Source organism: Muricoccus roseus (assembly GCF_900141905.1).
In the GTDB taxonomy this organism is placed as follows: domain Bacteria; phylum Pseudomonadota; class Alphaproteobacteria; order Acetobacterales; family Acetobacteraceae; genus Roseomonas; species Roseomonas rosea.
This window is the reverse complement of sequence record NZ_FQZF01000008.1, coordinates 168,927-194,985: the sequence shown is the minus strand read 5'-3', so window position 1 is coordinate 194,985 and position 26,059 is coordinate 168,927. Positions and strand designations below refer to the sequence as shown.

The 26,059-nt window shown below is 73.3% G+C and carries 25 protein-coding genes; 12 read left to right on the top strand and 13 right to left on the bottom strand.

All coding sequences use genetic code 11. The features are described from left to right. The 4 genes from BUB97_RS08845 to BUB97_RS08830 all read right to left on the bottom strand — a co-directional run. Positions 1-1,209 (bottom strand): MCP four helix bundle domain-containing protein (locus BUB97_RS08845; RefSeq protein ID WP_073133726.1); only part of this gene is annotated, 1,209 nt, incomplete at its 3' end. A 77-nt stretch (positions 1,210-1,286) separates the two neighbouring features. Beyond that, a complete protein-coding gene (locus BUB97_RS08840; RefSeq protein ID WP_139281315.1) occupies positions 1,287-2,045 on the bottom strand; it encodes an ankyrin repeat domain-containing protein in 759 nt (252 codons plus the stop codon). Positions 2,046-2,116: 71 nt separating this feature from the next. Further along, complete coding sequence (locus tag BUB97_RS08835) at positions 2,117-2,476, bottom strand: hypothetical protein (RefSeq protein WP_086062035.1); 360 nt, start codon at positions 2,474-2,476, stop codon at positions 2,117-2,119. Positions 2,477-2,520: 44 nt separating this feature from the next. Beyond that, positions 2,521-3,216, bottom strand: coding sequence for a Fe2+-dependent dioxygenase (locus BUB97_RS08830; RefSeq protein ID WP_073133720.1), 696 nt, complete (start codon positions 3,214-3,216; stop codon positions 2,521-2,523). 29 nt (positions 3,217-3,245) lie between these two features. Here BUB97_RS08830 and BUB97_RS08825 point away from each other — a divergent pair, with 29 nt between their 5' ends. The 3 genes from BUB97_RS08825 (at position 3,246) to BUB97_RS08815 (ending at position 7,058) form a co-directional block, all read left to right on the top strand. Beyond that, positions 3,246-4,334: a hypothetical protein gene (locus BUB97_RS08825; RefSeq protein WP_073133719.1), complete on the top strand. Its 1,089-nt coding sequence runs from the start codon at positions 3,246-3,248 to the stop codon at positions 4,332-4,334. Then, the gene (locus tag BUB97_RS08820; RefSeq protein ID WP_073133717.1) at positions 4,334-5,713 is read left to right on the top strand and encodes a cytochrome c peroxidase; all 1,380 of its coding nucleotides are present in this window, start codon (positions 4,334-4,336) and stop codon (positions 5,711-5,713) included. The genes BUB97_RS08825 and BUB97_RS08820 overlap by 1 nt, the downstream gene beginning before the upstream one ends. 61 nt (positions 5,714-5,774) lie before the next feature. Then, entirely contained in the window at positions 5,775-7,058 is a 1,284-nt protein-coding gene (locus BUB97_RS08815; RefSeq protein WP_073133715.1) for an ArgE/DapE family deacylase, read from the top strand. A 285-nt stretch (positions 7,059-7,343) separates the two neighbouring features. On the opposite strand, the gene BUB97_RS08810 is transcribed toward BUB97_RS08815, so the two are convergent. Genes BUB97_RS08810 through BUB97_RS08790 form a run of 5 tightly spaced genes read right to left on the bottom strand, consistent with a single transcriptional unit; the run spans position 7,344 to position 15,046 of the window. Beyond that, entirely contained in the window at positions 7,344-8,321 is a 978-nt protein-coding gene (locus BUB97_RS08810) for an NAD(P)H-dependent flavin oxidoreductase (RefSeq protein WP_073133714.1), read from the bottom strand. A 32-nt stretch (positions 8,322-8,353) separates the two neighbouring features. Further along, entirely contained in the window at positions 8,354-10,435 is a 2,082-nt protein-coding gene (locus BUB97_RS26160) for a hypothetical protein (protein ID WP_073133712.1), read from the bottom strand. After that, positions 10,436-13,165, bottom strand: a complete 2,730-nt coding sequence (locus BUB97_RS08800; protein WP_175562591.1) for a DUF4159 domain-containing protein — start codon at positions 13,163-13,165, stop codon at positions 10,436-10,438. Continuing rightward, positions 13,162-14,037, bottom strand: a complete 876-nt coding sequence (locus tag BUB97_RS08795; RefSeq protein WP_245818243.1) for a DUF58 domain-containing protein — start codon at positions 14,035-14,037, stop codon at positions 13,162-13,164. The genes BUB97_RS08800 and BUB97_RS08795 overlap by 4 nt, the downstream gene beginning before the upstream one ends. After that, a complete protein-coding gene (locus BUB97_RS08790) occupies positions 14,030-15,046 on the bottom strand; it encodes an AAA family ATPase (protein ID WP_073133706.1) in 1,017 nt (338 codons plus the stop codon). Before BUB97_RS08790 ends, BUB97_RS08795 begins: the two co-directional genes overlap by 8 nt. A gap of 132 nt (positions 15,047-15,178) precedes the next feature. On the opposite strand from BUB97_RS08790, the gene BUB97_RS08785 reads away from it, so the two are divergent. From BUB97_RS08785 to BUB97_RS08755, 7 genes are all read left to right on the top strand, one after another. Then, positions 15,179-15,826 (top strand): DUF1285 domain-containing protein, encoded by a 648-nt coding sequence (locus BUB97_RS08785; protein ID WP_408906127.1) that lies wholly within the window; start codon positions 15,179-15,181, stop codon positions 15,824-15,826. Further along, positions 15,823-16,440, top strand: coding sequence for a CoA pyrophosphatase (locus tag BUB97_RS08780; RefSeq protein WP_245818242.1), 618 nt, complete (start codon positions 15,823-15,825; stop codon positions 16,438-16,440). Before BUB97_RS08785 ends, BUB97_RS08780 begins: the two co-directional genes overlap by 4 nt. A 57-nt stretch (positions 16,441-16,497) precedes the next feature. Continuing rightward, positions 16,498-16,767 (top strand): hypothetical protein, encoded by a 270-nt coding sequence (locus BUB97_RS08775; RefSeq protein ID WP_073133704.1) that lies wholly within the window; start codon positions 16,498-16,500, stop codon positions 16,765-16,767. Beyond that, positions 16,764-18,044, top strand: coding sequence for a CCA tRNA nucleotidyltransferase (locus BUB97_RS08770; protein ID WP_086062023.1), 1,281 nt, complete (start codon positions 16,764-16,766; stop codon positions 18,042-18,044). Before BUB97_RS08775 ends, BUB97_RS08770 begins: the two co-directional genes overlap by 4 nt. Positions 18,045-18,089: 45 nt before the next feature. After that, positions 18,090-18,482, top strand: a complete 393-nt coding sequence (locus tag BUB97_RS08765) for a DoxX family protein (RefSeq protein WP_245818241.1) — start codon at positions 18,090-18,092, stop codon at positions 18,480-18,482. A gap of 86 nt (positions 18,483-18,568) precedes the next feature. Then, on the top strand, positions 18,569-20,338 hold the full coding sequence (locus tag BUB97_RS08760) for an ABC transporter ATP-binding protein (RefSeq protein ID WP_073133700.1): 1,770 nt from the start codon (positions 18,569-18,571) through the stop codon (positions 20,336-20,338). A 353-nt stretch (positions 20,339-20,691) separates the two neighbouring features. Beyond that, positions 20,692-21,246 (top strand): HutD/Ves family protein, encoded by a 555-nt coding sequence (locus BUB97_RS08755; protein WP_073133698.1) that lies wholly within the window; start codon positions 20,692-20,694, stop codon positions 21,244-21,246. Here BUB97_RS08755 and BUB97_RS08750 read toward each other — a convergent pair. The 3 genes from BUB97_RS08750 to BUB97_RS08740 all read right to left on the bottom strand — a co-directional run bounded on the left by BUB97_RS08750 (position 21,243) and on the right by BUB97_RS08740 (position 24,428). Next, a complete protein-coding gene (locus tag BUB97_RS08750) occupies positions 21,243-22,226 on the bottom strand; it encodes a Bug family tripartite tricarboxylate transporter substrate binding protein (protein ID WP_073133695.1) in 984 nt (327 codons plus the stop codon). The genes BUB97_RS08755 and BUB97_RS08750 overlap by 4 nt on opposite strands. 27 nt (positions 22,227-22,253) lie before the next feature. Next, positions 22,254-23,606 carry an LLM class flavin-dependent oxidoreductase gene (locus tag BUB97_RS08745; protein ID WP_073133693.1) on the bottom strand — a complete coding sequence of 451 codons (1,353 nt, stop codon included), beginning with the start codon at positions 23,604-23,606 and terminating at the stop codon, positions 22,254-22,256. 147 nt (positions 23,607-23,753) lie between these two features. Beyond that, on the bottom strand, positions 23,754-24,428 hold the full coding sequence (locus BUB97_RS08740) for a tyrosine-protein phosphatase (RefSeq protein ID WP_073133691.1): 675 nt from the start codon (positions 24,426-24,428) through the stop codon (positions 23,754-23,756). A gap of 92 nt (positions 24,429-24,520) precedes the next feature. Between BUB97_RS08740 and BUB97_RS08735 the strand changes: the two genes are divergently transcribed. Both BUB97_RS08735 and BUB97_RS08730 read left to right on the top strand, forming a co-directional pair. Beyond that, complete coding sequence (locus tag BUB97_RS08735) at positions 24,521-24,724, top strand: hypothetical protein (protein ID WP_073133689.1); 204 nt, start codon at positions 24,521-24,523, stop codon at positions 24,722-24,724. A gap of 3 nt (positions 24,725-24,727) precedes the next feature. After that, on the top strand, positions 24,728-24,943 hold the full coding sequence (locus BUB97_RS08730; RefSeq protein WP_073133686.1) for a hypothetical protein: 216 nt from the start codon (positions 24,728-24,730) through the stop codon (positions 24,941-24,943). A gap of 60 nt (positions 24,944-25,003) precedes the next feature. Here BUB97_RS08730 and BUB97_RS08725 read toward each other — a convergent pair whose 3' ends face one another. Next, positions 25,004-25,993 carry a Bug family tripartite tricarboxylate transporter substrate binding protein gene (locus tag BUB97_RS08725; protein WP_073133684.1) on the bottom strand — a complete coding sequence of 330 codons (990 nt, stop codon included), beginning with the start codon at positions 25,991-25,993 and terminating at the stop codon, positions 25,004-25,006. Positions 25,994-26,059: the final 66 nt, after the last annotated feature.

Below are 26,059 nucleotides of genomic sequence, written 5' to 3'. Positions count from 1 at the left end.
GATGTCGTTGATCAGCCGCACCACATCCCCGATGCTGCGCGCCGCCTCGGAGAGGCCCTGCACCGCCCCATCGGTCGCCCGCGCATCCTCGGCCGCCCGCCGCGCCACCTCGGCCGAGCTGCCCACCTGGCGCGCCACCTCGGCAATGGAGGCGGCCAGCTCCTCGGCCGAGGCCGCGACCGTCTGCACATTCGCGCTCGCCTGCTCGGAGGCCGCCGCCACCGAGGTCGCGCGCGCCACCCCGTCCTGCGCCGTGCCCGCCATCTCGCCCGCCGTCGCGTTCAGCTCCACCGCCGCAGACGCCACGCCACGCAGAACCTCCGACGCCTCCGCCTCGAAGCCACGCAGCAGCCCGTCCACACGCTCCCCGCGCGCCACCTTCGACGCCGCCTCCGCCGCCTGCGCAGCCGCCAGCGCATCCGCCTCCCGCAGACCGTCCCGGCAGCTCGCCACCGCCCGCGCCATCTCCCCGATCTCGTCCCCGCGCTCCGCCTCCGGCAGCTCGAACCCGTAGTCCCGGCGCGACAGGCGCAGGAGCGAGGCCGCAAGGCCGCGGATGCCGCCGCCGACCTCGTGCCGGATCACCAGCGCCACGATGGCGGTGAGAAAGGTCGCCACGGCGGCAAGGCCGAGGATTTCCCAGAACGCCTCGCGATACGCGGCCTGCTCCTGGCCGACGACGACATCCGCCTGCTCCCCGTTGAGGCGGATCGCGGCGTCGAGCGGCTCCTGGGCGGCGTTGAAGGCCAGGCGGATCTCATCCCGGTAGAGCGCGATGGCCCCCGGGGCATCCTGCCGGGAGAGAGCGACCAGCCTGGCGTTCAGGGTGAGGTAGGCGGCCCAACGCTGCCGGGCCTCCTCGAAGAGGCGCCGCGGCTCGCCTGCCGTGACGAACGGCTCATAGACCCGCGCGCCGTCCTCCACCCGCCCCGCCAGGGCGGTGAGGCGGGCGACCGCCTCATCCTTCGCCGTGCCCTCATTCAGCAGGACGGTCGCCTGCACCTGGCGGAAGCGGGTCATGTCGGTCGCCAGATGGCCCAGGGCGCGCGTGGCGGGCAGGCGCCTGGTCGCGACATCCTCCGCCACCGCATTCAGCCTGTGCAGCTGAAACAGCCCGAGCGCCGAAACCGTGAGGACGACGATGACCCCCGCGCTGAAGGCCAGGGCGAGTTTCGTCCGGATCCGCAGGGAGCGGAGAGCCTGGATCATCGGGGCGGACCTTCCCAGTCGTACTGCCGACCAGAATGTCTCCGCCACGTTGACAGGGGCTTAAACGGCCCCGCGCATCAGGCCCGGCGGTTGCGCCGCGCGCTCGTAGGGCGATCCTGCCGCAGCGGCTCCGCCCCGGCAGGGCGCCCGGCATCGAAGCCCAGGAAGCCGATCTCCGGCCGCGGCGCGCCGCCATCCCCGGCGAAGAGCTGCGCGCGGGTCGGGGCGGCGGAGCTGGGGCCGACGGGCGCCGGGCGGCCGCCACGCGGCGGGTCGCTCAGCGGGCCGGTCGGACGCACGGGGATTTCCTCCTCGGGGGCGGCGGAGGGCGCAGGGCCCGGGGCGGCGGCCGCGTTGCGGCCCGGAGCCTCGCGCCCCGCCCGGCCGCGCCGCGCGGCGGCGGGGGGCGACGGCTCGGAAGGCGCCATGGTCGGGCCGCTGCCCGCGCTGCCGCGCGCGGAGAGGAGGAAGAAGACGATCTCGTGCCGGCCCTGGTCCACCGCCGCATCCACGGGGGTGAGGCCGAGCTGGTTGCGGGCGTTCAGGTCGGCGCCGCGTGCCATGGCATCCCGCGCTGCCGCCATGTCGCCGCGGTTCACCGCGTCGAACAGGGCATCATTGGGGGAGAGATTAATCGGCGGCGTCTCGGCCGGAATCGGCTCCGCCGCGCGGCGCCCGGCCAGGCCCGGCAGGGCGGGCGGCGGCGGCCGGCTGGCGGGGCCGGCACTGGGCGGCGGCGCGTTGCGCCCGACGCCCTGGGCCCCGGCGACGGGGATGAGAGCGGGGCAGGCCAACATCGGGCCGGCCAGGAGGAGGGCGAGGGGGATGCGGCGCATGGCGCCCTGGCTATAGCCTTCCCGCGCGGCCGGGGCCACTCCCCGGCCCAACGCGGCTCCGCAAGCTTCCGTCAGGCGCAACCCTGGCCGCGATAGATATAGCTGGCCACCCGCCCTTCCCGCAGGGCGAAGGTCACGTCGCACTGCACCGGCGCGTAGGCGGTGGTGGAGAAGCCGCCGTAATAGCCGCGCCCCCAGGGGCCGCCCCAGGGCCCGCCGACGAAGCCGCCGGGCACGGCCACCGTGCGGTTCTCCTCGTACTGGAGGAACTTCTGCCCGCCGGTCTCGTAGCTGCGCGTCGGCACGCCGAGGGTGGAGACCAGCTCCAGCTCGGTTCGCCCGACATAGGTGGTGAGGCGCTCGTCAAGGCTGGGCCCCACCGCGCAGGCCGCGAGAGGAAGCAGGGCGAGAAGGGGCAGGGCGCGTCGCATGCCCTGCATCTGGGAAGCGCGACGCCGCGCTGGAAGATGTCTCTTCATGTTTCGGCCCAACGGCGCAGCAGGGCCGCGCGGGATTTCGTGAGAAGGTCGAAGGCGCGCGACTTGCCCTCCCGCGCGAAGAGGTCGCGGCGGGCGGAATCGAGGTCGAAGAGGATTTCCCGCGCCGCCGGGTCGCGCACCAGGCTCTGCGCCCAGGTGACTCCCACCAGCCTTTCGCCGCGCGTGACCGGGGCGACGCGGTGCAGCGTGCCGGCCGGATAGGCCACCGCCTCCCCGGCGCCGAGGCGCACCGCCATCTCCCCCGCCGTGGTCTCGATCACCAGCTCGCCCCCTTCGTAGTCCGCGGGGTCGGAGAGGAAGAGGGTGACGGCGATGTCGCCCCGCAGCGGCGCCTCTCCCCGCGGGTCGGACGGCGCGCCGCCGCCCATCAGCGGGTCGTCCACATGCGCGCCATAGGCCTGGCCGGGGGCGTACCGGGCAAAGAGGAAGGGGCGCATCCGGCGGGGCAGGGCGGCGGCGCGGAACACCTCGTTCGCCTCCAGCGCCGCGGCCGCCATGGCGCCGGCCTCCCGCGCCAGCGGGTCCAGCGGATCGGCCTGCGCGTTGTCCTTCACGCCGCGCGCATGCCAGCCGGCGGTCGCGGCGCCGTTCCCGAAGCCGGCACGGGCCAGCAGCCCGCGCAGCTTGCCCAGCGCCTCCGGCGGCAGCAGATTGGGGATGCAAACGATCATCGCTCGCAGCCTGCCAGGAGGAGAAGCCGATGGGGAGTGGTCCGGTGCGATTCGGCCCGCTGCGCCTCTGGGTCGGGGTGGGGGCCTTCGCCCTTGCAGGCGCCGCCGTGCCGCCGGCCGGGGCCCAGGTGTCGGCCCCCACGGAGGCGCGGGAGGCCGCGCCCGCCATCCCGCCGGAGGCGATTCCCGCCCCCGAGCCGCCCCCGGCCGACCTGCCCGTCCTCTTCCCGGAGGCAAGCCCGCCCACGGCCGAGGCGCCGGCGGTCCCCGCCACAGAGCCGCCGCCCGGGGCGCCCGGCCAACCGGCAGCGGCTCCCGCCGAACCGGCCTCCGCCGCTCCCGCCTCCGGGGCCGCCTCCGCGCCCGCTGCCGCGCCCCCTTCCCATGCCGGCCATGGGGCCATGGCCGGGCATGGCGGCGAGGGTGGCGAAGGCGGGGAGGGTGGAGAGGGCGGCGCCCTGTTCAGCGCCTCGCCCGATGTCGCCTATGCCGGGCGGCTGATGCTCGTCCGCGGCCATCTCGCCATCGGCATGGAGCTCGCCCGGGCCGGTGCCTGGGACGAGGCGGTGGTGCATTTCCTTCACCCGAGGGAGGAGATCTATGCCGAGCTGAGCCCGGAGCTGCGCCGCCGCCGGGTTCCCGGCTTCCTCCAGCCGCTGGACCGGCTCGCCGCCCGGGTGCGGGCGAAGCGCGGCGGCCCGGGGCTGGAAGCGGCCTATCGCCAGGCCATCGCCGCGCTGGACCGGGCCTGGTCGGCCGGCCTGCCGCAACGCGTCCGGAACCAGCCCGCCTTCGTGGCCGAGGTCGCCGCCCGCGCCATGCGCTCCGCCGCCGCCGAATATGAGGCGGCCATCGAGGAGGGCCGCTTCGCCAATGTGGTGGAGTACCAGGACGGCCGCGGCTTCATGCTGGAGACGGATGCGCTGCTGAACCGCAACGGCGCCGCCCTGCGGGCCGCCCCCGGCGGGCCGGCCGCCTGGGCCGAGGCGCAGGCCGCCATGGCCGCGCTGCGCCCGGTCTGGCCCGCCGCCCGCCCGCCCGCCGCGCCCGTGCTGGACCCCGCCGGCGTGATCGCCGCCGTCGCGCGCTTCGAGCGGGCGGCCCTGGCCTGGCGCTGATGCGCCGCGCCGCCGATTCGCTGCTGGCCGGGACGCTCGCGCTCCTCCTCGCCCTCAGCATCGGCGCGGCGGTGCGGCCGGCGGGCTCGGCCGATCCCGGTTCGGCGGCGGAGGACGCGGCCCTGCGCGCCGCCTATCGCCGCCCCGCCGGGCCGCCGCCCATCCCGGCGGAAAACCCCTTCACGGCCGAGAAGGCCCAGCTCGGGCGCCGCCTCTTCTTCGACCCGTCGCTCTCCGCCTCCGGCACCATGTCCTGCGCCACCTGCCACGAGCCGGCGCGCGGCTTCACGGATGGCCGCAGCCTCGCGCGCGGGAATGACGGGCGGGAACTGCGGCGGAAGTCCCCCACGCTGTGGAACCTCGCCTGGGCACCCTTCCTCTTCTGGGATGGGCGGGCGGAGGGGCTGGAGGCCCAGGCCGAGGCGCCGATCGAGGCGCATGAGGAAATGGGCCAGCCCCTCGACGCCCTGGTGGCGCGCATGGCCGCCGATGCCGGGTGGCGCGCCGCCTTCGCCACCGCCTATCCCGGCCAGCCCCAGCCCGTGACGCGCGAGAACCTCGTGCGCGCCATCGCCAGCTGGGAGCGCACGCTGATCTCGCCCCGCACGCGGTTCGATGCCTGGGTGGAGGGCGAGGATGCCGCGCTGACGCCGCAGGAGCGGCGCGGGCTCTCGGTGTTCCACGGCCCCGCCGGCTGCGCGAACTGCCATGAGGGCTGGGCCTTCACCGACCATGCCTTCTACGACATCGGCCTGCCGGAAGGCCGCGCGCCGGACCTCGGCCGCGGCCCCGTGCTCGGGCTGGAGCGCGCCGACCGCGCCTTCAAGACACCGACGCTGCGCGAGGCGATGCGCCGCGCGCCCTATATGCATGATGGTTCCCTGCCGACGATCGAGGCGGTGCTGGACCATTACCAGGGCGGCGTGGTGGACCGCCCGGGCCTGCCGCCCGAACTGCCGCGCCGGCTCTCGCTGAGCGCGCCGCAGCGCGCGGACCTCGTCGCCTTCCTCACCACCCTCACCAGCCCGCCCGACGCGCCCCTGCCGGTGATGGCGACGCCGCCCGCAGCCACGCAAGTGGCGGCCCCGGCCCCCAACCCAGCCATGACGCCCGTGGCACGCGCGCGCGTCTCGCAGCGCGGCCGGCAATTCGCGCCGGGGCGCACGGCGGTCGCCATGGGCGGGGTTCTGGAGATCGCGAATGACGACAACACCGCGCACAACATCCGCATCGATTCGCCGGAGCTGACGCTGAACAGCGGAATCCAGGATCCCGGCCAGACCGTGACATGGCGGATGACGAAGCCGGGGCGCTACGTCGCCTTCTGCGGCATCCACCCGCGCATGCGGCTGGAAATCGAGGTGGCGGCGCCGCGCTGACTGGCGCCGGGCGGCATCGCGCGCCACCATCCGCCCCGCCCACCGAACAGGACATGCCGCCTTGCCCGATCCCGCCATCCTCGACCGCCTGCGCGCCGCCGTGGACAAGAACTTCGAGGCGCAGACCGCCTTCCTCGCCGATCTCGTCCGCTTCCCCAGCCTGCGCGGGCGCGAGGCGCCGCTGCAGGACTGGTTCGCGCGGCAGATGGCGGCGCGCGGCTACCAGGTGGACCGCTACACCCTGGCGGACGTGCCGCTCGAGAACCATGAGAAGTCCGCGCCCATGGTGGACGCGGACCCCGCCGCCTCCGTGCAGGTGGTGGCGACGAAGCGCGCCGGGAATCCGGACGGCCGCAGCCTGATCGTGCAGGGCCATATCGACGTGGTGCCCGAGGGGCCGGCGGAGATGTGGACCCATCCGCCCTATGGCGGCGTGGTGCGCGACGGCTGGCTGTATGGCCGCGGCGCGAACGACATGAAGGCCGGCGTCTCCGCCATGGTCTTCGCCATGGATGCGCTGCGCGATGCGGGGCTGACGCCCAAGGGCGACATCTACCTGCAAACCGTGACGGAGGAGGAGAGCACGGGCAACGGCGCCCTCTCCACCCTGCTGCGCGGCTACCGCGCCGATGCCTGCCTCATCCCCGAGCCGACGGCCGGCACCATCACCCGCGCGCATACGGGCACGCTGTGGTTCCGCATCCGCGTGCGCGGCGTGCCCGTGCATGTCGCGGTGGCTGATACGGGCACCAATGCCATCCTCTCCGTCATGCACATCATCCAGGCGTTGCAGCAGCACACCGTGGCGCTGAACGAGCGCGCGAAGGCGGATGCGAACTTCGCGGCGGTGAGGAACCCCATCAAGTTCAACCCCGGCATCATCCGCGGCGGCGACTGGGCCTCCTCCACCCCCGCCTGGTGCGAGGTGGACTGCCGCATCGGCCTCACCCCCTCCATGGAGGTGGCGGAGGTGATGCGCGGCGTGGAGAAGGCGGTGGAGGAGGCGCGGGCGGGCGATGCCTTCCTGGCCAACAACCCGCCCGAAATCACCTGGCACGGCTTCCAGGCCGATGGCTACGTGCTGGAACCCGGCAGCGAGGCGGAGCGCGTGCTGGCCGGGGCGCACCAGTCCGCCTTCGGGGCGCCGATGGAGGAGCGGCTTTCCACCGCCGTGAACGACACGCGCTACTACGGCCGCTACTACGCCATGCCCGCCCTCTGCTACGGCCCGGGTGGCGAGGGCAACCATGGCTTCGACGAGCGGACCAACCTGGCGCTGCTGAAGACGACCACGCTGTCCATGGCGGCCTTCATTGCGGATTGGTGCGGGGTGGAAGGCGCCTGATCATCAGGTTCGTGTTCTGATCTGGCGGTCTGTCCCCGGGGAGAGGAAGAAGGAATTCTTCCTCTCCCCGGGCCCCTCACCATCATCTTCTTTTCGAGTTTGGAATCACTCGGCTGACGGTGCGCCTGAGGTCCACGACCTCAGGCGACTGCAAAGGCAGGAAGAATGCCCGCATCCCGGGACCCCTTCGATCATCGTATCCACGGCAGTCAGACGGGGTTCCAAGGGCCTCAGGCCCTTGGCGGGTGAGGGCGGAGCCCTCTCCACGACCCCTGCAGGCCGATGTCACCCTGCCCCGATCATGGGCCGCAGCCGCGCCACATCCTCCAGCGCCGCCTCGTATTCCGCGCGCAGCCGCGCGATCAGCGTCGCCGCCGGCTCCACCCGCCGCACCGCGCCAATGCCCTGGCCCGAGCCCCAGACATCCTTCCAGGGCTTCACCCGGTTGGAGGAGAAGTTGATCTGGCTCGGATCGGGCCGCGGCAGGTTGTCAGGGTCCAGCCCGGCCTTGACGATGGAATGGCGCAGGTAGTTGCCGCGCACGCCGGTGAAGAGGTCGCTGTAGACGATGTCGGCCGCCGTGCCCTCGACGATCATGGCCTTGTAGGCCTCGGCAGCCCGCGCCTCCTCCGTCGCGATGAAGGCGCTGCCGATATAGGCGACATCCGCCCCCATCACCTGCGCTGCGAGGATGGCGCGGCCGGTCGCGATGGAGCCGGAGAGGGCGATCGGCCCGTCGAACCAGGCGCGCGTCTCCTGCACCAGGGCGAAGGGAGAGATGCTGCCCGCATGCCCGCCCGCGCCGGCGGCGACGAGGATGAGCCCGTCCGCCCCCTTCTCCACCGCCTTGCGCGCGAAGGTCTGGTTGATCACGTCATGCATGACGTAGCCGCCATAGGCATGCACCGCCTCGTTCACATCCGGCCTGGCGCCGAGCGAGGTGATGATGAGCGGCACGCGGTACTTCGCGCAGAGCGCGAGGTCATGGTCCAGCCGGTCGTTCGAGCGATGGACGATCAGGTTGATCGCGAAGGGCGCGGAGGGGCGGTCCGGGTGGCGCGCATCATGCGCGTCCAGCCGCTCGCGGATTTCCGCCAGCCAGTCCTCCAGCTGCTCCGCCGGGCGGGCGTTGAGGGAGGGCATGCTGCCGAGGATGCCGGCGGTGCATTGCGCGACGACCAGATCCGGCACCGAGATGATGAAGAGCGGCGAGCCGATCACCGGGAGCGAGAGCCGCTGCCGCAACAGGTCGCGCAAGCCCATGGGACGTTCCTCCGAATCGCGTTCCCCGGACCCTACCGCCCCTCCCGCCGCCAGGCGACCAGGGCCACCCCGAGAACCAGCAGCAGCGCCAGCCAGGGCGGCAGCAGCGGCAGCGCGGAGATGCCGGTGACGGTGTGGTCCTCCCGCCGCACCAGCCCAATCCAGCCCGGCCCGGCCGCGTCGCGCCCCACCGAGACGCGGCGGATGTCGGGCAGGCCCGAACCATCCCCGATCCAGCGCGCCGCGCCGCCCGAAGATTGCACCACCGGCTGAACCCGCCCGGGGTCCGCGCGCAGATCCGCGATCTCCGGCGGGTTCGCCGCCTCGGCGGCGGCGAAGGCGGTGCGGGTTCCGTCGGTGGCGGACCAGACGCCCGCGCGCGTCGCGGGCAGCTCCACCACCGCGCGCCCGCCCCCCTGCCGCTCCGGCGCGTGGCGGGAGGCGGTGCCATCCGGCGCCGTGACCGTGATCTCCGGCGGGGGGGTGTCGGCGATGCTGCGGCGGGTGACGGTCAGGCGCCCCTGGACGATGGTCGCCGTCAGGTCCTCCTCCTCCAGCTCCGGCTCGCGCATCAGCCAATGGGCGATGCGGCGCAGCAGCTCCGCCTGCGGCCCGCCGCCATCATGCCCGCGCGACCACAGCCAGATCTGGTCGGAGAGCAGCAGCGCCACCCGTCCCTCGCCCACGCGGTCCAGCAGCAGCAGGGGGTTGCCGTCCGGCCCGTTCATGACGTTCGCGCCGCCGCGTGCCTCGGCGCGCAGCATCCGGTACCAGCGGCCCCAGCTCGCCTGCGCGGCGGCATTCGCATTGGCCCCGGTCAGCCCCTCGGTCACGGGGTGGCGCAGGCCCGTCTCGCTCACCTGGGCGCGGAAGGCGGCCTCCAGCAGCGCCTGGTTGCCCAGCAGCGGCCGCGCGGGCAGCACCTGCCCCAGCGGCGTGTTGGCGAGGGAGGCGGGGCCCGTGAATTCCGGCCCCACCGACATCAGCAGCGCGCCACCCTGCCGCACATGCTCCGCGATGTTGCGCAGGTATTGCGGCGGCAGGATCCCGCGGTTGGAGAAGCGGTCGAAGACGATTAGGTCGAATTCCCGCAGCTTCTGCTGGAACAGCTCGCGCACGGGAAAGGCGATCAGCGCCAGCTCGTTCAGCGGCGTCAGGTCGTCCTTCTCGGGCGGGCGCAGGATGGTGAAGTGCACCAGATCGACATTCGGGTCCGCCTTCAGCAGCCGGCGCCAGGTGCGCTCGCCCGCATGGGGCTCGCCGCTCACCAGCAGCACGCGCAGCCGGTCGCGCACGCCGTTCACGGTCACGATGGCGCTGTTGTTGACCGTGCTCACCTCGCCCGGGCGCTCATCGGCCGTGATCTCCACCACGCTCGGCCCGCCGCGCTCGATGGGCAGGGCGATGCGGTGCTCGCGGCCGGGAACCACGCTTTCCGTGAGCGGCGCGCCGCCGTCGCGGCGGATGGAGAGGCGCACGGGCGCGTTGCTGTTCGCGACGCCCAGATCCTCGACCACCACGCGCAGCTCCACGCCGCGCCCGACGATGCCGAAGCCCGGGGCCTCGATGACGCGCAGCCGCCGGTCCACCTCCCCCGCGCGGCCGGGCAGCAGCAGGTGCAGCGGGGCATCGGCCGTGAAGTTCGGCGGCACGTCATGCACCTGCCCGTCGCTGAGGGCGATGATCGCCGCGAGCCGCGCGCGCGGGATATCGGCCAGCCCGCGCTCGATGGCGGTGAAGAGCCGCGTTCCCTGGCTGCCGCCCTCCTCCGCCGTCACGGTGCGCAGCTCCAGCTCCGGCAGCCGCCCCGTCCGCGCCTCGATCTGCGCCCGCGCGGCGGCGATGGCGGCCTCGCGCCCGGCCACGCCCGTGGAGGCGCTGTTGTCCACCGCCAGCAGCGCGATATCCGGCCGCATCTCCCGCGTCTGCTGCACCAGCCGCGGATTGGCGATGGCGCCGAGGATCAGCAGGAAGGCCAGCGCCCGCCACCAGGCCCCGCGCGCCCGCCGCCACAGCGCCGGGGCCAGCGCCAGCACGGCGATGACGGCCAGCGCCGCCACCAGCCAGGCCGGCAGGATGGGCGCGAGGTCGATGGAGGAGAGGGATCGGACCATCTAGTTCCCCAACCGCTCCAGGATGGCCGGCACATGCACCTGGTCACCCTTGTAGTTGCCGGTCAGCGCGTAGATCACGAGGTTGACGCCGAAGCGGTAGGCCAGCGTCCGCTGGCGGGTGCCGCCGGGCATGACGGCATAGGGGTTGTTCCCCCGTGCATCCACGGCCCAGGCCGAGGCCCAGTCATGCCCGCCGATGATCACGGGGGAGACGCTGTCATTCGCCCGGTCGGTGTCGCGCGCCACCCAGACGGGGCCGCCGGCATAGCGGCCAGGCAGGTCGGGCAGCAGGTAGAAGGCGCGCTTCAGCACATGGTCTTCCGGCAGGGGCGCGAGCGGCGGCACCTGCAGGTTGCGCGTCAGCCGCCGCAGCGCGGCATCGGCGCCGAGGGAAACACCCTCGCCCGAGCCCTCGTTGCGCGTGTCGAAGAGGATGATGCCGCCGTTGCGCATGAAGGTGTTCAGCGCCGCCACCGCCTCGGCGCCGGGCTCCGCCGCGTCGGGCAGCACCACCCAGAGGAGCAGCGGATAGAAGGAGAGGTCATCCTGCCCCGGCCGCAGCGCCACCGGCTCGGCCAGCCCGGCGGCGGTGCGCCGGTTCACGTATTCGGAAAGCCCGACCAGCCCTTGGCGCGAGACCTCGTCCGCCTGCCGGTCCCCGGTGACGACATAGGCCAGGCGCGTGGCCAGGGCCGGCGCGCCGTCCGGGCTGGGCGTGGAACCGGGCCCTTGGGCAGCGGCGAAGCCCGGCAGCAGCAGCGCCAGCGCCACGGCCGCCGCCCGCGCGCGCAGCCCCAGGCCGCGGCTCTGCAGCGAGAGCAGGAGATCTGCCGCCAGCAGCAGCAAGGCCGCGGCCAGCAGCCATGGCCCCAGGTCGCGTTCCGCCGGCACGCCGCCGATCCGCGTCTCCCGCGCGCCGGAAGGGGTGGAGGCCGCGGGACGCAATTCCGGCAGATGCGCCGAAAGGTTCAGCGCGCGGCGCTCCCCGCCTTCGCCCGCGGTGCCATACCAGCCCGGCGGGTTGCGCGGGGCCGGCACCGTGGCATCCAGCCGGGCGGCGGGGATCGGCCCGGCGGCCGGCGGCGGCGCGCCGAGGCGGCCGAAGCCGTCCAGCGTCTCGATCGGCGCCAGCGGCGCCTCTCCCTCATTCCCCACCACGCCGGAGGAGAGCGCGACGACCCGCCGCAGCATGTCGATATACAGGCCCGACAGCGGCAGGTCGGACCAGTCCGCATTGGCCGTGACATGGAACAGCACGATCCGCCCCTGGCCCCGGTTCTCGAAGGTGACCAGCGGCGTGCCATCGGCCAGCCGCGCCCAGCTCCGCTCCGCCAGCCGCGGAATGGGCTCGGCCAGCACCTGGGTCGAAACCGTCACCTCGGCGGGCGGGGTCAGCCCGGCGAAGGGGCTGCCCTCGGGGAAGGGGGCCAGGGTCTGCGGGCGCTCCCAGGACAAGGCGCTGCCCAGCGCCCGCTCCCCGGCGCGCAAGGGCACGGGCAGCAGGGAATCCCCGCGTTCGGCCAGGCGCGGCCCGGCGAAGCGCAGTAGCAGCCCGCCGCCCTCCACGAAGCGCGTCACCGCCTCGGTCTCCGCGCCCTCGGCCAGCGGCCGGTCCGCCAGCACCAGCACGGCCAGCCGGCGGGAGAGGAGCTGGTCCAGGGTCCCGCGCCGGATCTCGGCGGTGGGGGAAAGGGCGCGGTCCAGGTAGTAGAGCGCGCCCGTCAGCGGCGCGTCGGCCGCCTCCTCCTGCGCGGCCAGCAGGCCCACGGGGCGGCGGCGGAAGCGTTCGTCCAGCAGCACGGTCCCGGCCGCGCCCGGGAGGGGAGTCTGCGCATCGCCCTCCAGCACCATCTGCGTCACGCTGTTGCGGATCTCCACGGGCAGCTCCAGCGCGCCCTCCGCCTCGGTCGCGCCCGCGGCCAGGGGCAGCACGGCGCGGCCCAGGGTGCGGCCATCCGGCGTCATCGCCAGCACGCCCGCCTCTCCCGCCGGGCCGCCAGGGGCGCGGCGCAGCGCGAGCACGAGCCGGTCCGCCTCCGCGCGCGGCGGCGCCAGCACCCGCGCCGCGCCGGGCGCGCCACGCGCCACCTGCAGGGACCCCGCCTCGGCCAGGGCCGCCATCAGCGCCGAGCCGTCATCTCCGCCATGGGCCAGCCCATCCGTCACATAGAGGCTGGCGAAGGCGCCGTTCCTCCAGCTCCGCAGCGCCGCCAGTGCCGCCGCGCGATCGGGCGCCCAGGGGTGCGGGCGCAGCGCGGCCAGGCGGGCGCGGGCCTCCTCGGCGGGCATCCAGCCCGTGGGATGCGGCGCCTCGCCGGTCGCGGCGGGGGAGGTGGGGAGCAGTGCGACGCGCCGCCCGGCGCGGGAGGCCGCGTCCAGCGCCGCCCCGGCGGCGGCCATGCGGTCCGGCCAATCGCTCGCCGAGGCCCAGCCGTCATCCACCACCACCAGCAGCGGCGCCTCGCCCGCCTCGCCCTGCTGCGCGTTCCAGATGGGCCGCGCGAGGCCGAGGACGATCAGCGCCGCCGCCACCAGCCGCAGGAGCAGCAGCCACCAGGGCGTGCGCGCGGGCGTCTCCTCCACCGCCGGCAGGTCGCGCAGGAAGCGCGCCGGCGGGAAGGATTGCCGACGCGGCGTGGGCGGCGTGACGCGCAGCAGCCAGTAGAGGGCCGGCAGGGCGGCCAGGGCCACCAGCAGCCAGGGCGCGGCGAAGGAAAGGGCACCCATCATCGTGTTCCCGCAGGCGCCAGGGCCTGCCACAGGGCCATCAGAGCAACCTCTGGCGGATGGTCCGTGCCGTGGGAGAGCAGCCGGAAGCCGAGCGAGGCGGCCAGGGCGGCCAGCCCGGCGCGATGCGCCGCCATGCGCTCCTCATAGAGCGCGCGGATGCCCTCCACCCGCGGCACCAGCGCGGGCTCCGTGCCGTCCAGCGGCTCGAAGCGCACGCGGCCGCCATAGGGCAGCGTCTCCTCCGCCGGGTCGTGCAGCGCGACCAGCGTGCCGCGCGCGCCAGAGGCGGCGAGCGGCGCCAGCCTCTCCCGCAGCGCGGGCAAGGGGGCGAGGAAGTCGCCGAACAGCACCATGCGGGCATGGCGCGGCAGCGTCTCGTCGGCCGGCGGGCCGGACTGGGCCTCCAGCCGCAGCGCCAGTTCCGGCAAGGCGCCACGCCCGGACAGGCCACGCCCGCCGCCGAGCAGCCGCACCCGCTCCCCGCCGCGCAGCAGCAGGGCGGACAGGGCGAGCAACAGGAGGTCCGCGCGTTCCCGCTTGGTCGGGCGCGTCCGGTCGCCGGACCAGTCCATCCCCGCCGAGGAATCGCGCCAGAGCGCGACGGTCTGGGCGGATTCCCACTCCGTCTCGCGCAGGTAGAGGCGGTCGGACTTCGCGCTCTGCCGCCAGTCCACCCGCCCGGCATCATCCCCGGGCAGATAGGGGCGGAACTGCCAGAAGGCGTCCCCCTGGCCGGAGCGGCGGCGGCCATGGACGCCCTGCATCACCGTGGCGGCCACGCGCTCCGCGGCCACCACCAGGGGCGGCAGCCGCGCGGCCGCCAGCTCCGCGCGGAGGGAGAGCGGCGCGCCCGCCGCGACGCGCTCAGCCAAGATCGGCCTTCAAGGCACCGATCACCTCGGTGAGCCGGATGCCATCGGCCCGGGCGGCGAAGCCGAGCGCCATGCGGTGCCGCAGGATCGGCTCGGCCAGGGCGATCACATCCTCCACACTCGGGGAGAGGCGGCCATCCAGCACGGCCCGCGCGCGGGTCGCGAGCATCAGCGCCTGGGCGGCGCGGGGGCCGGGCCCCCAGGCCAGGTGCTGCTTCACGGCGGGAAGGCTGGCCGTCTCGGGGCGGGCGCCGCGGACCAGGCGCAGGATGGCGTCCAGCACCGCCTCGCCCACCGGCAGGCGGCGGATCAGGTTCTGCGCCGCGATCAGCTCATCGGCCCGCAGCGCGGCCTCCGGCCGGGCCTCCTGGGCGCCGGTGGTGGCCAGCAGCATGGCCCGCTCGGCCGCCTCGTCGGGGTAGCCGATCTCGATCTCCAGCAGGAAGCGGTCGAGCTGCGCCTCGGGCAGCGGATAGGTGCCCTCCTGCTCGATCGGGTTCTGCGTCGCCAGCACATGGAAGGGGGCGGGCAGGTCCAGCACCTCGCCGCCCACCGCCACGCGGCGCTCCTGCATGGCCTGGAGAAGGGCGGATTGCGTGCGAGGGGAGGCGCGGTTGATCTCGTCCGCCATCAGCAGCTGGCAGAAGACCGGGCCGCGCAGGAAGCGGAAGGCGCGCTTGCCGGAGGCATCCTCCTCCAGCACCTCGGAACCCAGGATGTCGCTGGGCATCAGGTCCGGCGTGAACTGAACCCGGCGGGCATCCAGCCCCATCACCGTGCCCAGCGTCTCCACCAGCTTTGTCTTGCCCAGGCCCGGCACGCCCACCAGCAGCATGTGCCCGCCGGCCAGGAGAGTGACGAGCGCCTGCTCCACCACATCCTCCTGCCCCAGGATCACCCGGCCCACCGCGGCCCGCACCCGGGCCAGGCGGGAAGAGAGCGCCTCGGCCTCGGATAGCAGCTTATCTGCATCACCTGCCGCTTCCGTGACGCTGGGCACTTCAACCATACGTGGCCCCTTTCCATATTGCCGGTGGGTAACACCCGGTTGGGCGACACCCGGCCCGGCGCCGCCAGACAGATGGAGGCGCTTGGCATGGATGGGGAGGGTAGGGCCCTTCGATGGCGCGGAGGAAGTCACATGGCGCTGGGGATGCATGACGTTACAGGCGACGGGAAGGCCGCTGCGCCCATGATGGCCGGGACCCTGGCGCGCCAGCCCCGCACGATCTGCGGCGACTTCAACATGCGGATCGCCCGCGACGGCACCTGGTACTACCAGGGCAGCCCGATCGGCCGGAAGGAGCTGGTCTGCCTCTTCGCCTCCGTCCTGAAGCGGGAGGCGGATGGCAGCTACTGGCTTGAAACGCCTGCCGAACGCGGTCGGATCGAGGTGGAGGACGCGCCTTTCGTGGCCGTCGAGCTCACCTGGGGCCATTGCTGCGGGGAAGGTGCCTGCGACACCGGCACCCGCAAGCGCCCGGCCCGGCAATGCCTGACCTTCCGCACCAATCTCGGCGAGATGGTCTCGGCGGATGAGGACCATCCCATCCGCGTGGAGATCGACCCCGTCACCCGCGAGCCCCGCCCCTATGTCACCGTCCGCCCCGGCCTCGAGGCGCGGATCAGCCGCCCCGTCTTCTATGAACTCGTCGCTCTGGCCCAGCCGGAAACCGTGGACGGGCGCGAGGTGATGGGCGTCTGGAGCCAGGGTGTCTTCTTCATCATCGACGACAGCCCGGCCGAGGATGACGATTCCGTCGAGGAATTCGACGACGAGCTGGCGTGACGGCCCTGGCGGCGGGCAGCCTTCCCGCGCTTCTTCCATCCTCGCTCAGCCCCGCCGAGGTAGAGGAGCGCCTTTCCGACCCCTCCCGCCTGGCCCGGGTCGCGGGGGATGTGCAGCCGCCCGAGGGCGTGCGCCGCTCCGCCGTGCTGGTGCCCATCCTGCTACATGACGCGCCGACCATCCTGCTGACTCTCCGGGCCGCCACCCTTTCCGCCCATGCCGGGCAGGTGGCCTTCCCCGGCGGCCGGATCGAGCCCGGCGAGACCCCGGAGGCCGCCGCCCTGCGTGAGGCCGCGGAGGAGGTGGGGCTGGACCCGCGCCTGCCGCGCCTTGCCGGGCGCCTTCCGGGCATGGTCACCGGCACCGGTTTCCATGTGGTCCCGGTCGTGGCCCTGCTCGACCCGCCGGTGACGCTCACGCCTCAGCCCGCCGAGGTGGCCGAGATGTTCGAATACCCGCTCTCCCGCCTGCTGGACCCGGCCGCGCCGGAGCGGCGCAGCGGCGTCTTCGGCGGGCGGAACCGCGAATATTGGCAGTGGCCGCATGAGACCCAGACCATCTGGGGGGCCACCGCCGCCATGCTGCGGAGCCTGGCCCTGGCCTTGCGGGACTGAACGGTCTACGGCCGCGCCCCTACCGGCGCGCCCGGGGCGGCGGCATATAGGCTGCACATGCCCTACCTCATCGAGGCCATCCTCTTCCTCGCGCCTTTCGCGCTGTATGCGCTTTGGCTGCGGCTGAACCCCGGCCAGGCGGTGGGGACGCATGTGATCGCCCTGGCAGTGCTAGGGCTCACCCTCTCGATCGGGGGGGCGATCTGGTACGGGCTTTCGCGCGGGATGGACCCGAACGCCGTCTATGTGCCGCCACGCGCGACCGAAAGCGGCATCGTGCCCGGCCATGTCGGGCCTGCCCCGCCGCCGGAACCGCGTCCGCGATGATCGACCCGCCCACCACCCGCATCCCGCCGCCCGCCTTTCTGGCGAGCCCCGCCCCGGCGGCGGTGCTGGCGGCGCTGCCGGGGGCGCGGGCGGTCGGCGGCGCGGTGCGTGATGCGCTGACGAACCGCCCCGTGGCCGATGTGGATGTCGCGGCGCCCTTCCCGCCGGCGGAGATCGCGGCCCGCCTCACCGCCGCCGGCCTGCGCGTGCATGAAACGGGGCTGGCCCATGGCACCGTCACCGCCGTGCTGCGCGGGGAACCCGTGGAGGTGACCAGCCTGCGGCGCGACGTGCTGACGGATGGCCGGCACGCCGTGGTGGAATGGACCACCGACTGGCGGGAGGACGCGGCGCGGCGCGACTTTACCATGAACGCGCTCTCCCTCTCCGCCACGGGCGAGCTCTGGGACTATTTCGGCGGCGTTCAGGATCTCGCCGCGGGGCGCGTCCGCTTCGTCGGCGATCCGGCGACGCGCCTGGCCGAGGACCACCTCCGCGCCCTCCGGTATTTCCGCTTCCAGGCCCGCTACGGAAACGGGGAGCCCGACCCGGCGGCGGTCGCGGCCATCCGGGCCTCGGTCGGCAGCCTCGCGCGGCTCTCGGTGGAGCGGGTCTGGATGGAGTTCAAGCGTCTCCTCGAGGCCTCCGATCCCGCCGGCGCCGTGGCGCTGATGGAGGAGACGGGCGTGCTGCCCGCCCTGCTTGGGCCGGATTCCCTCGGTGCCTCCCGCCATCTGCAGGCGCTGGCCGAGATCGGCGCGCCGGCGGACCCGATGCTGCGCTTCGACGCGCTGCTGACCCATGGCACCGCCGCGGCCGCGCGGCGCCTCAAGGCTTCGAACGAGGAGGTGCAGCGCCTCGTGGCACGCTACCGCGCGGGGCACGACATCCTGCCCCTCCAGCCCGGGATCGCGGTGGGCGGCCCGGATGACGACACGCTGCGGCGCCTGCTGGCGGAACAGCCGCCCGCGCGGTTGCTGGATGCCGCCTGGCTCCGGCAGGCGGTCAACCGTGCCTGGGGCTGGGAGGGGCCGGACGACGCGGCCTGGGCGCGCTTCCGCTCACGGATCGAGGCCATGCCGGTGCCGGCCTTTCCCCTCCAGGGGCGCGACGCCATCGCCCTGGGCGTGAAGCCCGGCCCGGAGATGGGCCGGCTGCTGGCGGAGACGCGGCGCTGGTGGTGGGAGGGCGGCTGCACGGCCGATGCGCAGGCGTGCCGTTCCCGATTGGCCGAAATGATGAAGGACATTCACGCGAAAGCGCTTCCAGAGGGCTAACCCTCCGGGTTACCGGTTCTTCATACCTGAATCGGAGGCTCCGCCTTGTCCAACCTCGCTGTCTGGGCGCCCCGTGTGCTCTCCGTGCTGCGCATCGTCGCGGCGCTCATCTTCCTCCTGCATGGCACGCAGAAGCTCTTCGGCTTCCCGGCCCCGCCGGCCTCCGGCCTGCCGCCGGCCATGTCCCTGTTCTGGATCGGCGCGATCCTGGAACTGGTGGGCGGCCTGCTGCTGCTGATCGGCGCCTTCACCCGCCCCGTGGCCTTCATCCTCTCGGGCGAGATGGCGGTCGCCTACTGGATGTTCCACGCCCCGCGGAACCTCTACCCGACGCTGAACGGCGGCGATGCCTCCATCCTCTACTGCTTCGTCTTCCTCTACCTCGTCTTCGCCGGCGCCGGTCCCTGGAGCGTGGACGCAGCCCGCAACAAGGCCTGACCCGGCAGCCGGGGAGGCCCCCTTCGCCTCCCCGGCTCCCTCTTCGCCCCTGGCCATGGACGGGCGGCCGGAGTAACGGCCCGCCCATGGCCCCTTCCCCCAAGTCACGGCCCCTCGACCCGGACAGGACGCGCGCCCTCATCGGCCGCCTCTGGCGCGAGGAGGTGCGGCACCATCCGCGCCGGATCGTCCTCGCGCTGGTCTGCACCGGCCTCGTCGCCGGCCTCACCGCGCTCTACCCCGTGGTGATCCAGCAGGCCTTTGACCTCTTCACCAAGGGTGATCAGCGGATCGTCTGGGCCATCCCGCCCGCCATTATCCTGCTGACGGCCGCCAAGGCCCTGGCGCAATACGGCCAGGCCGTCTCCATCCAGTCCACCGTCCTGCGGGTGATCGAGGGGCTGCAGAACCGCCTCTTCCGCGCTCTGACCCGGGCCGATTTCGCCATGGTGTCCCGCGAGGCGCCGGCCCGCCACGCCGCGCGCTTCACCGCCGATGCCGCCGCCATCCGCGAAGCCCTGACCAAGGCCATCAACGCCATCGCCGACGTGCTGACCGTGGTGGGCCTCGTCGGCTCCATGGTGTGGCTGGACTGGAAGATGTCGCTCGTGGCGGCGCTGCTCTATCCCGTGGCGGTGGTGCCCATCCTCAAGCTGGGCAAGCGCATCCGCCGTGCCTCGGGCGGGATGCAGGAACGGGTGGGCGAGGCCGCCGCCTCCCTGACCGAGAGCTTCGCCGCCGCGCGGGTGGTGCGGAGCTACCGGCTGGAGGAGGCGGAGGAAGGCCGCGCCGCGAAGCTCTTCGCCCATCTGCGCGAAAGCCTCCTCTCCATCGCCCGCACCCGCGCCAGCCTGGACCCGATGCTGGAGGCGATCGGCGGCGTGGCCGTCGCCGCCATCCTCGCGATCGTCGGATGGCGCGTCTCCCAGGGGGAGGGGACGGTGGGCGAGTTCACCGGCTTCGTCGCCGCCCTGCTGATCGCCGCCCGACCCGTGCGCGCCCTGGGCAGCCTCAACGCCGCCCTGCAGGAAGGGCTGGCCGGGCTGGCCCGCGTGAACGCCGTGATCGACGCGCCGCGCCACATCACCAGCCCCCCCGGTGCCCCCGCCCTGCCGCCGGGCAAGGGGCGCGTGGCCTTCGAGGACGTGCATTTCGCCTATGAGGACGACCGCACCGCCCTGCACGGGGTGAGCTTCGTCGCCGAACCCGGGCGGACGCTCGCCCTCGTCGGCCCCTCCGGCGCCGGCAAGTCCACCGCCCTGGCCCTCGTCCCGCGCCTCTATGACGCGACCTCCGGCCGGGTGACGCTGGATGGCGCCGACGTGCGGAGCGTCTCCCTGGAATCGCTCCGCGACGCGATCGCCTATGTCGGCCAGGACGCGACAGTGTTCGACGACACCGCCTTCGCCAACATCGCCTGCGGCCGCCCCGGCGCCACGCGGGAATCCGTGCAGGAAGCCGCGCGCGCCGCCGCCGCGCATGACTTCATCACGGCCTTGCCCCAGGGCTACGACACCGTGCTCGGCCCGGGCGGCGCGCGCCTCTCGGGCGGGCAGCGGCAACGCATCTCCCTCGCCCGCGCGCTGCTGCGGAACCCGCGCGTGCTGCTGCTGGATGAGGCGACGAGCGCGCTGGATACGGCGAGCGAAGCCGCGGTGCAGGCGGCCCTGGCAACCCTCCGGCACGGCCGCACCACGCTGGTGGTGGCACACCGCCTCTCCACCGTGCGCGATGCCGACCTGATCGTGGTGATGGAGGGCGGCCGGGTGGCCGAATCCGGCACGCATGACGCATTGCTGGCCGGCGGTGGCCTCTATGCCGGCCTGGTGCGGGCGCAGGCCTTCGTGGCGGCTTAGCGGCCGCTGGGGTTTTCGTTTTGGACTGCTGGTCTGTCCCGGGGAGAAGAAGAAGGAATTCTTCCTCTCCCCGGACCCCTCACCATCATCTTTTTCTTCGAGCTGGATTCACTCGGCTGACGGTGCGCCTGAGGTCCATGACCTCAGGCGACTGCAAGGGCAGGACTAAGCACCAGCAACCAGAGACCCCGCCGATCCGGGGCATCCACGGCAGTCAGACGGGGTTCCAGGGGCCTCGGGCCCTTGGCGGGTGGAGGGCGGAGCCCTCCGTCACCAAGCCCCCGCCAGGCCCAACCGTCGCAGCCCGCGTGCTTCCGGGTTATGCCCGGCCTTCCGCCATGAAGGAGCCCGGCATGGAACCGAACACCGCCCTTCTCCGGGCCGGCGACCTGCGGCCCCGGCCCTGGCCGAACGGCCTGGGCATCACGCGGGACCTGGCCTCCGGCCCGGGCTGGCTGGTCAGCATCGCCGATTTGGCGGGGGAGGCCGCCTTCTCGCATTTCCCGGGGATGGACCGCGTCTTCACCCTGATCGAGGGGCCGGGCGCGACGCTGGTGGTGGGCGATGCCGCGTTGCCCTGCCTGCCCTTCGTCCCCGCCCATTTCCCGGGCGACGTGCCCACGCATTACCGGCCCGGCGGCGGCCCCGCGCGGGCCTTCAACGTCTTCACGGAGTGGGGGCGGTTCGAGGCGCGGGTCGTCCTGCGCAGCATTGCCGCCTCGCACCGTTTCCGGCCCGGCCAGGGCTCCGTGGCCCTGCATTGCCTGGCCGGGACGCTTGGGGTGGGCGGCGAAGAGCTCGCGGCCGGGGACACGCTGCTCCATCCCGGCGCCGCGCCCTGCCTGGCCCTGGGGGGCGCGGCCCTGGCCGTCACGGTGGAGGTGCTGCCGGTGGCCGCCGGCGCCTAGCCTTCCCGTTCGATCTTCGCCGCCTCGATCACGCCCTTCCACAGCGCGATTTCGCCTTCGAGGAAGGGCTGGAACCGTGCGCGCGGCATCGGCGCGGCGGTGAAGCCGGAGGCTTCGTAGGCCTCCCTCACGCGCGGGAGGGCGAGCGCCCTGGCGGTCTCCGCCTCCAGCCGCGCGAGGATCGGCGCGGGCAGGTTCGGCGGCGCGACCAGCCCGTACCAGTTGCTCACGCGGAAATCGCCGAGGCGGCTATGCAGCGTCGGCGTCGCGGGGCTGCGCGGCCAGGCTTCCTCGGTGGAGACGGCGAGCAGGCGGAGCGTGCCCTGCTCCACCATCGGCCAGCCCGCCGCATCGCTGAAGCCGACATCGACATTGCCGGCGGCAAGGTCCGTCAGCAGCGGCGTGGTGCCCCGATAGGGCACGTGGAGCGTCGTCACCCCCATGCGGATGTTCAGCAGCTCCAGCGAGAGATGGGTGGAGGAGCCGATTCCGCCGGAGCCGAAGCGCACCTGTTCCGGCTTCGCCCGGGCCCAGGCGATGAAGGCGTCCAGATCCGCCGCCGGCAGGTCCTTCCGCGCCACCAGCATCAGCGGACTGGTGGTGAGGCGCGAGACATGGGTGAGCGCCAGCGCGTCATAGGGCGTGCGGCGCAGCAGCGGGCCGATGGTGACGTTGCCCGCGCTGGTGATGCCGAGGGTGTGGCCGTCCGGCGCCGCGCGGAACACCTGCTCGATTCCCAGTGCCCCTGCGGCGCCGGCCCGGTTCTCCACGACCACGGGCTGGCCGAGGCTGGGGGAGATGGACTCGGCCAGCACGCGTCCGACCAGATCGAGCCCTCCGCCGGGCGGGAAGGGCACGATGATCCGCACGGGGCGGTCGGGCGACCAGTTCGCGCCCTGGGCCGCCGCGCCGGTGGCATGCACGAGGGCGGGGGCGGCGAGCAGCCCGAGGGCCGCGCGACGGGTGAGGCTATGGGTCATCGTCGTCTCCGGGCGTGCGAGGGGCGTTCAGGCGGAGAGGGCGACGCGGCCGCGCGCCACATGGGGCGGGCGGGGAAGGCCGAGATGGTCGCGCAGCGTGGTGCCCTCGTATTCCGTGCGGAACAGGCCCCGGCGCTGCAATTCCGGGACCACCAGGGAGGTGAAGGCGGCGAAGCCCTCGGGGAAGGTGGGCGGCATGACGTTGAAGCCATCCGCGCCCCGGCCCTCGAACCACTCCTGCATCCGGTCCGCCACCTCGGTGGCGCTGCCGACCACCATGTGGTGCCCGCGCGAGACGGCGATGCGCTCGTAGAGCTGGCGGATGGTCAGGTTCTCGCGCCTCGCGAGGTCGGCGATCACCTTCAGCCGCGCCTTGCCCACATCGGTATCCGGCAGCTCGGGCAGCGGCCCGTCCACGTCATAGGGGGTGAAGTCGAAGCCGCCCGTGAGGAAGGAGAGGAGGGAGAGGCCGACATCGGGGTGCAGCAGCTTCTGCAGCTCCGCCATCCGGTCCTCGGCCTCGGCGCGCGTGCGGCCGACCACGGGGAAGAGGCCCGGCATGACCTTCACCGAATCCGCGTCCCGCCCATGGGCGGTGAGGCGGGCCTTGATGTCGGCGTAGAAGTCCTGCGCCTCGGGCAGGGTCTGGTTGACGGAGAAGATGACCTCCGCCGTGCGCGCCGCGAGGTCCCGCCCCGCATCCGAACCGCCGGCCTGGACGAGCACGGGATAGCCCTGCGGCGGGCGCGAGAGGTTGAGCGGGCCGCGGACGGAGAAGTGCTCTCCCTTGTGGTCGAGCACATGGAGCTTCGCGGCATCGAAATAGACGCCGCTCTCCTTGTCCTTGAGGAAGGCGTCGTCCGCGAAGCTGTCCCACAGCCCCTTCGTCACCTCCACGAACTCGGCGGCGCGCCTGTAGCGGTCGCCATGGGCCAGGTGGCTCTCGCGCCCGAAGTTCCAGGCCTCGTTGGCGTTGGAGGTGGTGACGATGTTCCAGCCCGCGCGGCCGCCGGAGACGTGGTCCAGCGTCCCGAAGGAACGGGCGGTGTGGTAGGGCTCGGAATAGGTGGTAGAGCCGGTGGCGACGAGGCCGATCCGCTCCGTCACCATTGCCAGGGCGGAGAGGAGCGAGATCGGCTCCAGGATGTGCTCCCGCGTCGTGCGGCGCACGGCGGGCCAGTCGGTCTGCGGGACGCAGTTGTTGTCCGCCAGGAAGAGCATGTCGAAGCGCGCCGCCTCGGCCTGCCGCGCCACCTCCGCATAGGCACGGACATCCATGGGCATGCCGGCCCAGGCGGCGGGATGGCGCCAGCCCGCGATGTGGTGGCCGGTGGAGAGGAGGAAGAGGCCGAGGCTGATCCGGCGCGGCGTGGGTGTCATGACAGGTCCTGGCAGGCCGTGCCCGGAAGGCACGGCGGCGGACATCTCACCCCCAATGGCCGGCCGGCGCCGACTCTTCATTTCACGCCCTATGATGGTTCCTTGTTCGTGAAATGCCAACCGGTTCGTGAAATCAGGCGGCCGGCCCTATTCCCGGCGCAGGACGCCGTCCACCAGCCGGTCCGCCCAGGGGCGGCTCTGGAAGGCGGCTCGCAGCGCTGCCTCATCATATTCGTCCCGCACCCAGTCCAGGAACGGCACCCGCCCCTCGGCTTCCCGGGCATAGAGGCGGAAGAAGGAATCGAGGATGCCGGTGCGGGAGGCGCTGACATGGCCGTGGCGCCAATGGAGCTGGGCCAGCGCATCGGCGCTGGTGCCGCCCTCGAGCAGCAGGAAGAGGCCGGCGGCCAGGCCGGTGCGGTCCGCGCCGGACTTGCAGTGGAGCAGGGCCGGCTCCTCCATCTCCTCGAGGATCCCGGCCAGGCGCAGGATGCGGTCCTTATGAGGGGCGCCGCGGCTCTCGAAGGGGGCGTCGATATGGGTGAGGCCCAGCCGCAGCGCCTCCGCGCGGGACAGGGCGTCGGAGCCGCAATCCAGGCGCTCGCCTCGAAGATTGATCACGGTCTTCAGACCGAAGCGGCGCGCGGCATCCCGCAGCTGCCAGGGCGAGGGGTGGTTGGAGCGGAAGAGCCGCCCGGGCGCCACCACGCCCCAGTTTCGCCAGCCCTGGCGAAGGATGGCGTGGTCCACGAACAGGCTGTTCACCAGGGCGGCGCGGCGCCCCGCGGAGGTCGTCAGGTCCTGGGCGGGGCGGGGCGGCATGGGGCGGGAGATAGGCGGGGCGGGGGACGAGGGCAACGGCGGCGGGTGACGGGGCGTTAGCCCTTCTCCACGGCTTAAGAAGGAGGCCCGCCATGTCGAAAGCCCATATGCCGCCGGTCCCGCCCGAGAACCAGGCGCCGCATCACGGCGGCAACACGCCGGGCCAGGGTGAGGTGAACCCGAAGGAGGCGAAGAACACCGCCGCCAACCGGGGCAAGTACGACCCGGGCCAGCAGGGGATCACCGGGGGCACCGGGATCAACACCCACCACCAGGGCTATCAGCAGGATCGTTGAACCATGGTCAAGGGAACCGAGGACAAGGACAATTCCGGCGGCGGCCCGGGGAGCAGCCATCAGGGCGGCAACCACGGCCACACGCACCGGGAGAAGGGCAAGACACAGCCCGGCCCGGCCACCAACAGCGCCAAGAGCCAGGTTTCGGGCGGGGGTGGCGAACGGGACAGCCACCACACGCATGACCCGGAGCTGAAGGGCGACCGCACGGGCTACTAGGCCCCGGCGGAGCCAGTGCGGGAGGGCCGGGGCGGCGAGCCGCCCCGGCCTTTTCCAGTTTCAGTCCGCCCGGGCGCCGGTGAGGCGCACCGCCTCCTGCCACATCGGGCGTTCCTTGCGGCCGCGCTCCGCCGCCCCCTCTGGCGTGGACCAGAGCAGCTTCGTCCCGGCCTGCAGCGAACGGCGCTGCTGGGCGGGATCCTCCGCTATGGACTTCAACGCGGCGTTCAGCCGGTTCACCACCGGGCGGGGTGTGCCGGCGGGGGCGACCATGGCGGCCCAGGAGGTGATGACGAAGTCGGGCATGCCGGCCTCGGCCATGGTCGGGATGTCCGGCAGGCTCGGCCAGCGCTCGGAATCCGTCACCGCGAAGGCCCGCATCCGCCCTTCCTGGATGATGGGGATGTAGGAGGCGAGGTTGTCGATGGCGCAGGTGAGATCCCCGGACAGCATGGCCGGGGTGATCTGGGCGGCGCCGCGGAAGGGCACGTGCTCCGCGTTCAGCTTCAGCCGGTGGGTGAAGAGGGCGCCGGAGAGATGCGCGGTGGTGCCCACGCCGGGGCTGCCATAGGAGATGCCCTGCGGCCTCTCGCGCGCCCAGGCGATGAATTCCTGCAGGGTGCGGGCCGGGCAGTGCTGGCTGCTGACGATGAAGACGTTCGGCAGCTCATAGGTGAGGGCGACGGCCACGAAGTCCCGGTCGATCTCCCAGGGCATGCGGGAATAGAGGAACTGGTTGATCGAGAACTGCCCGATCGTGGCCATGCCCAGGGTGTAGCCGTCGGCCGGGGACTTCGCGATGGCGTCCATGCCGATGTTGCCGCCCGCCCCCGGGCGGTTCTCGATGACGAAGTTCTGGCCGAGCCGGGCCTGGAGCTGCTCGGCATAGATGCGCGTCATCACGTCGGTGGAGCCGGCGGGCGGGAAGGGGACGATCACCCGCACCGCGCGGTTGGGCCATTCCGCGCCCGCCGGGCCGGTCTGGGCCGCGGCGGGGCGGAGAAAGGGCAGGGCCAGCCCTGCCCCGAGAAGGGGACGGCGCGCGATCATGAAGGCTTCCTCGGGACGTTTTCGTTGCGCCCAGCCTAGCCGCGGCCCCATCCCCGCCGCCAGGGG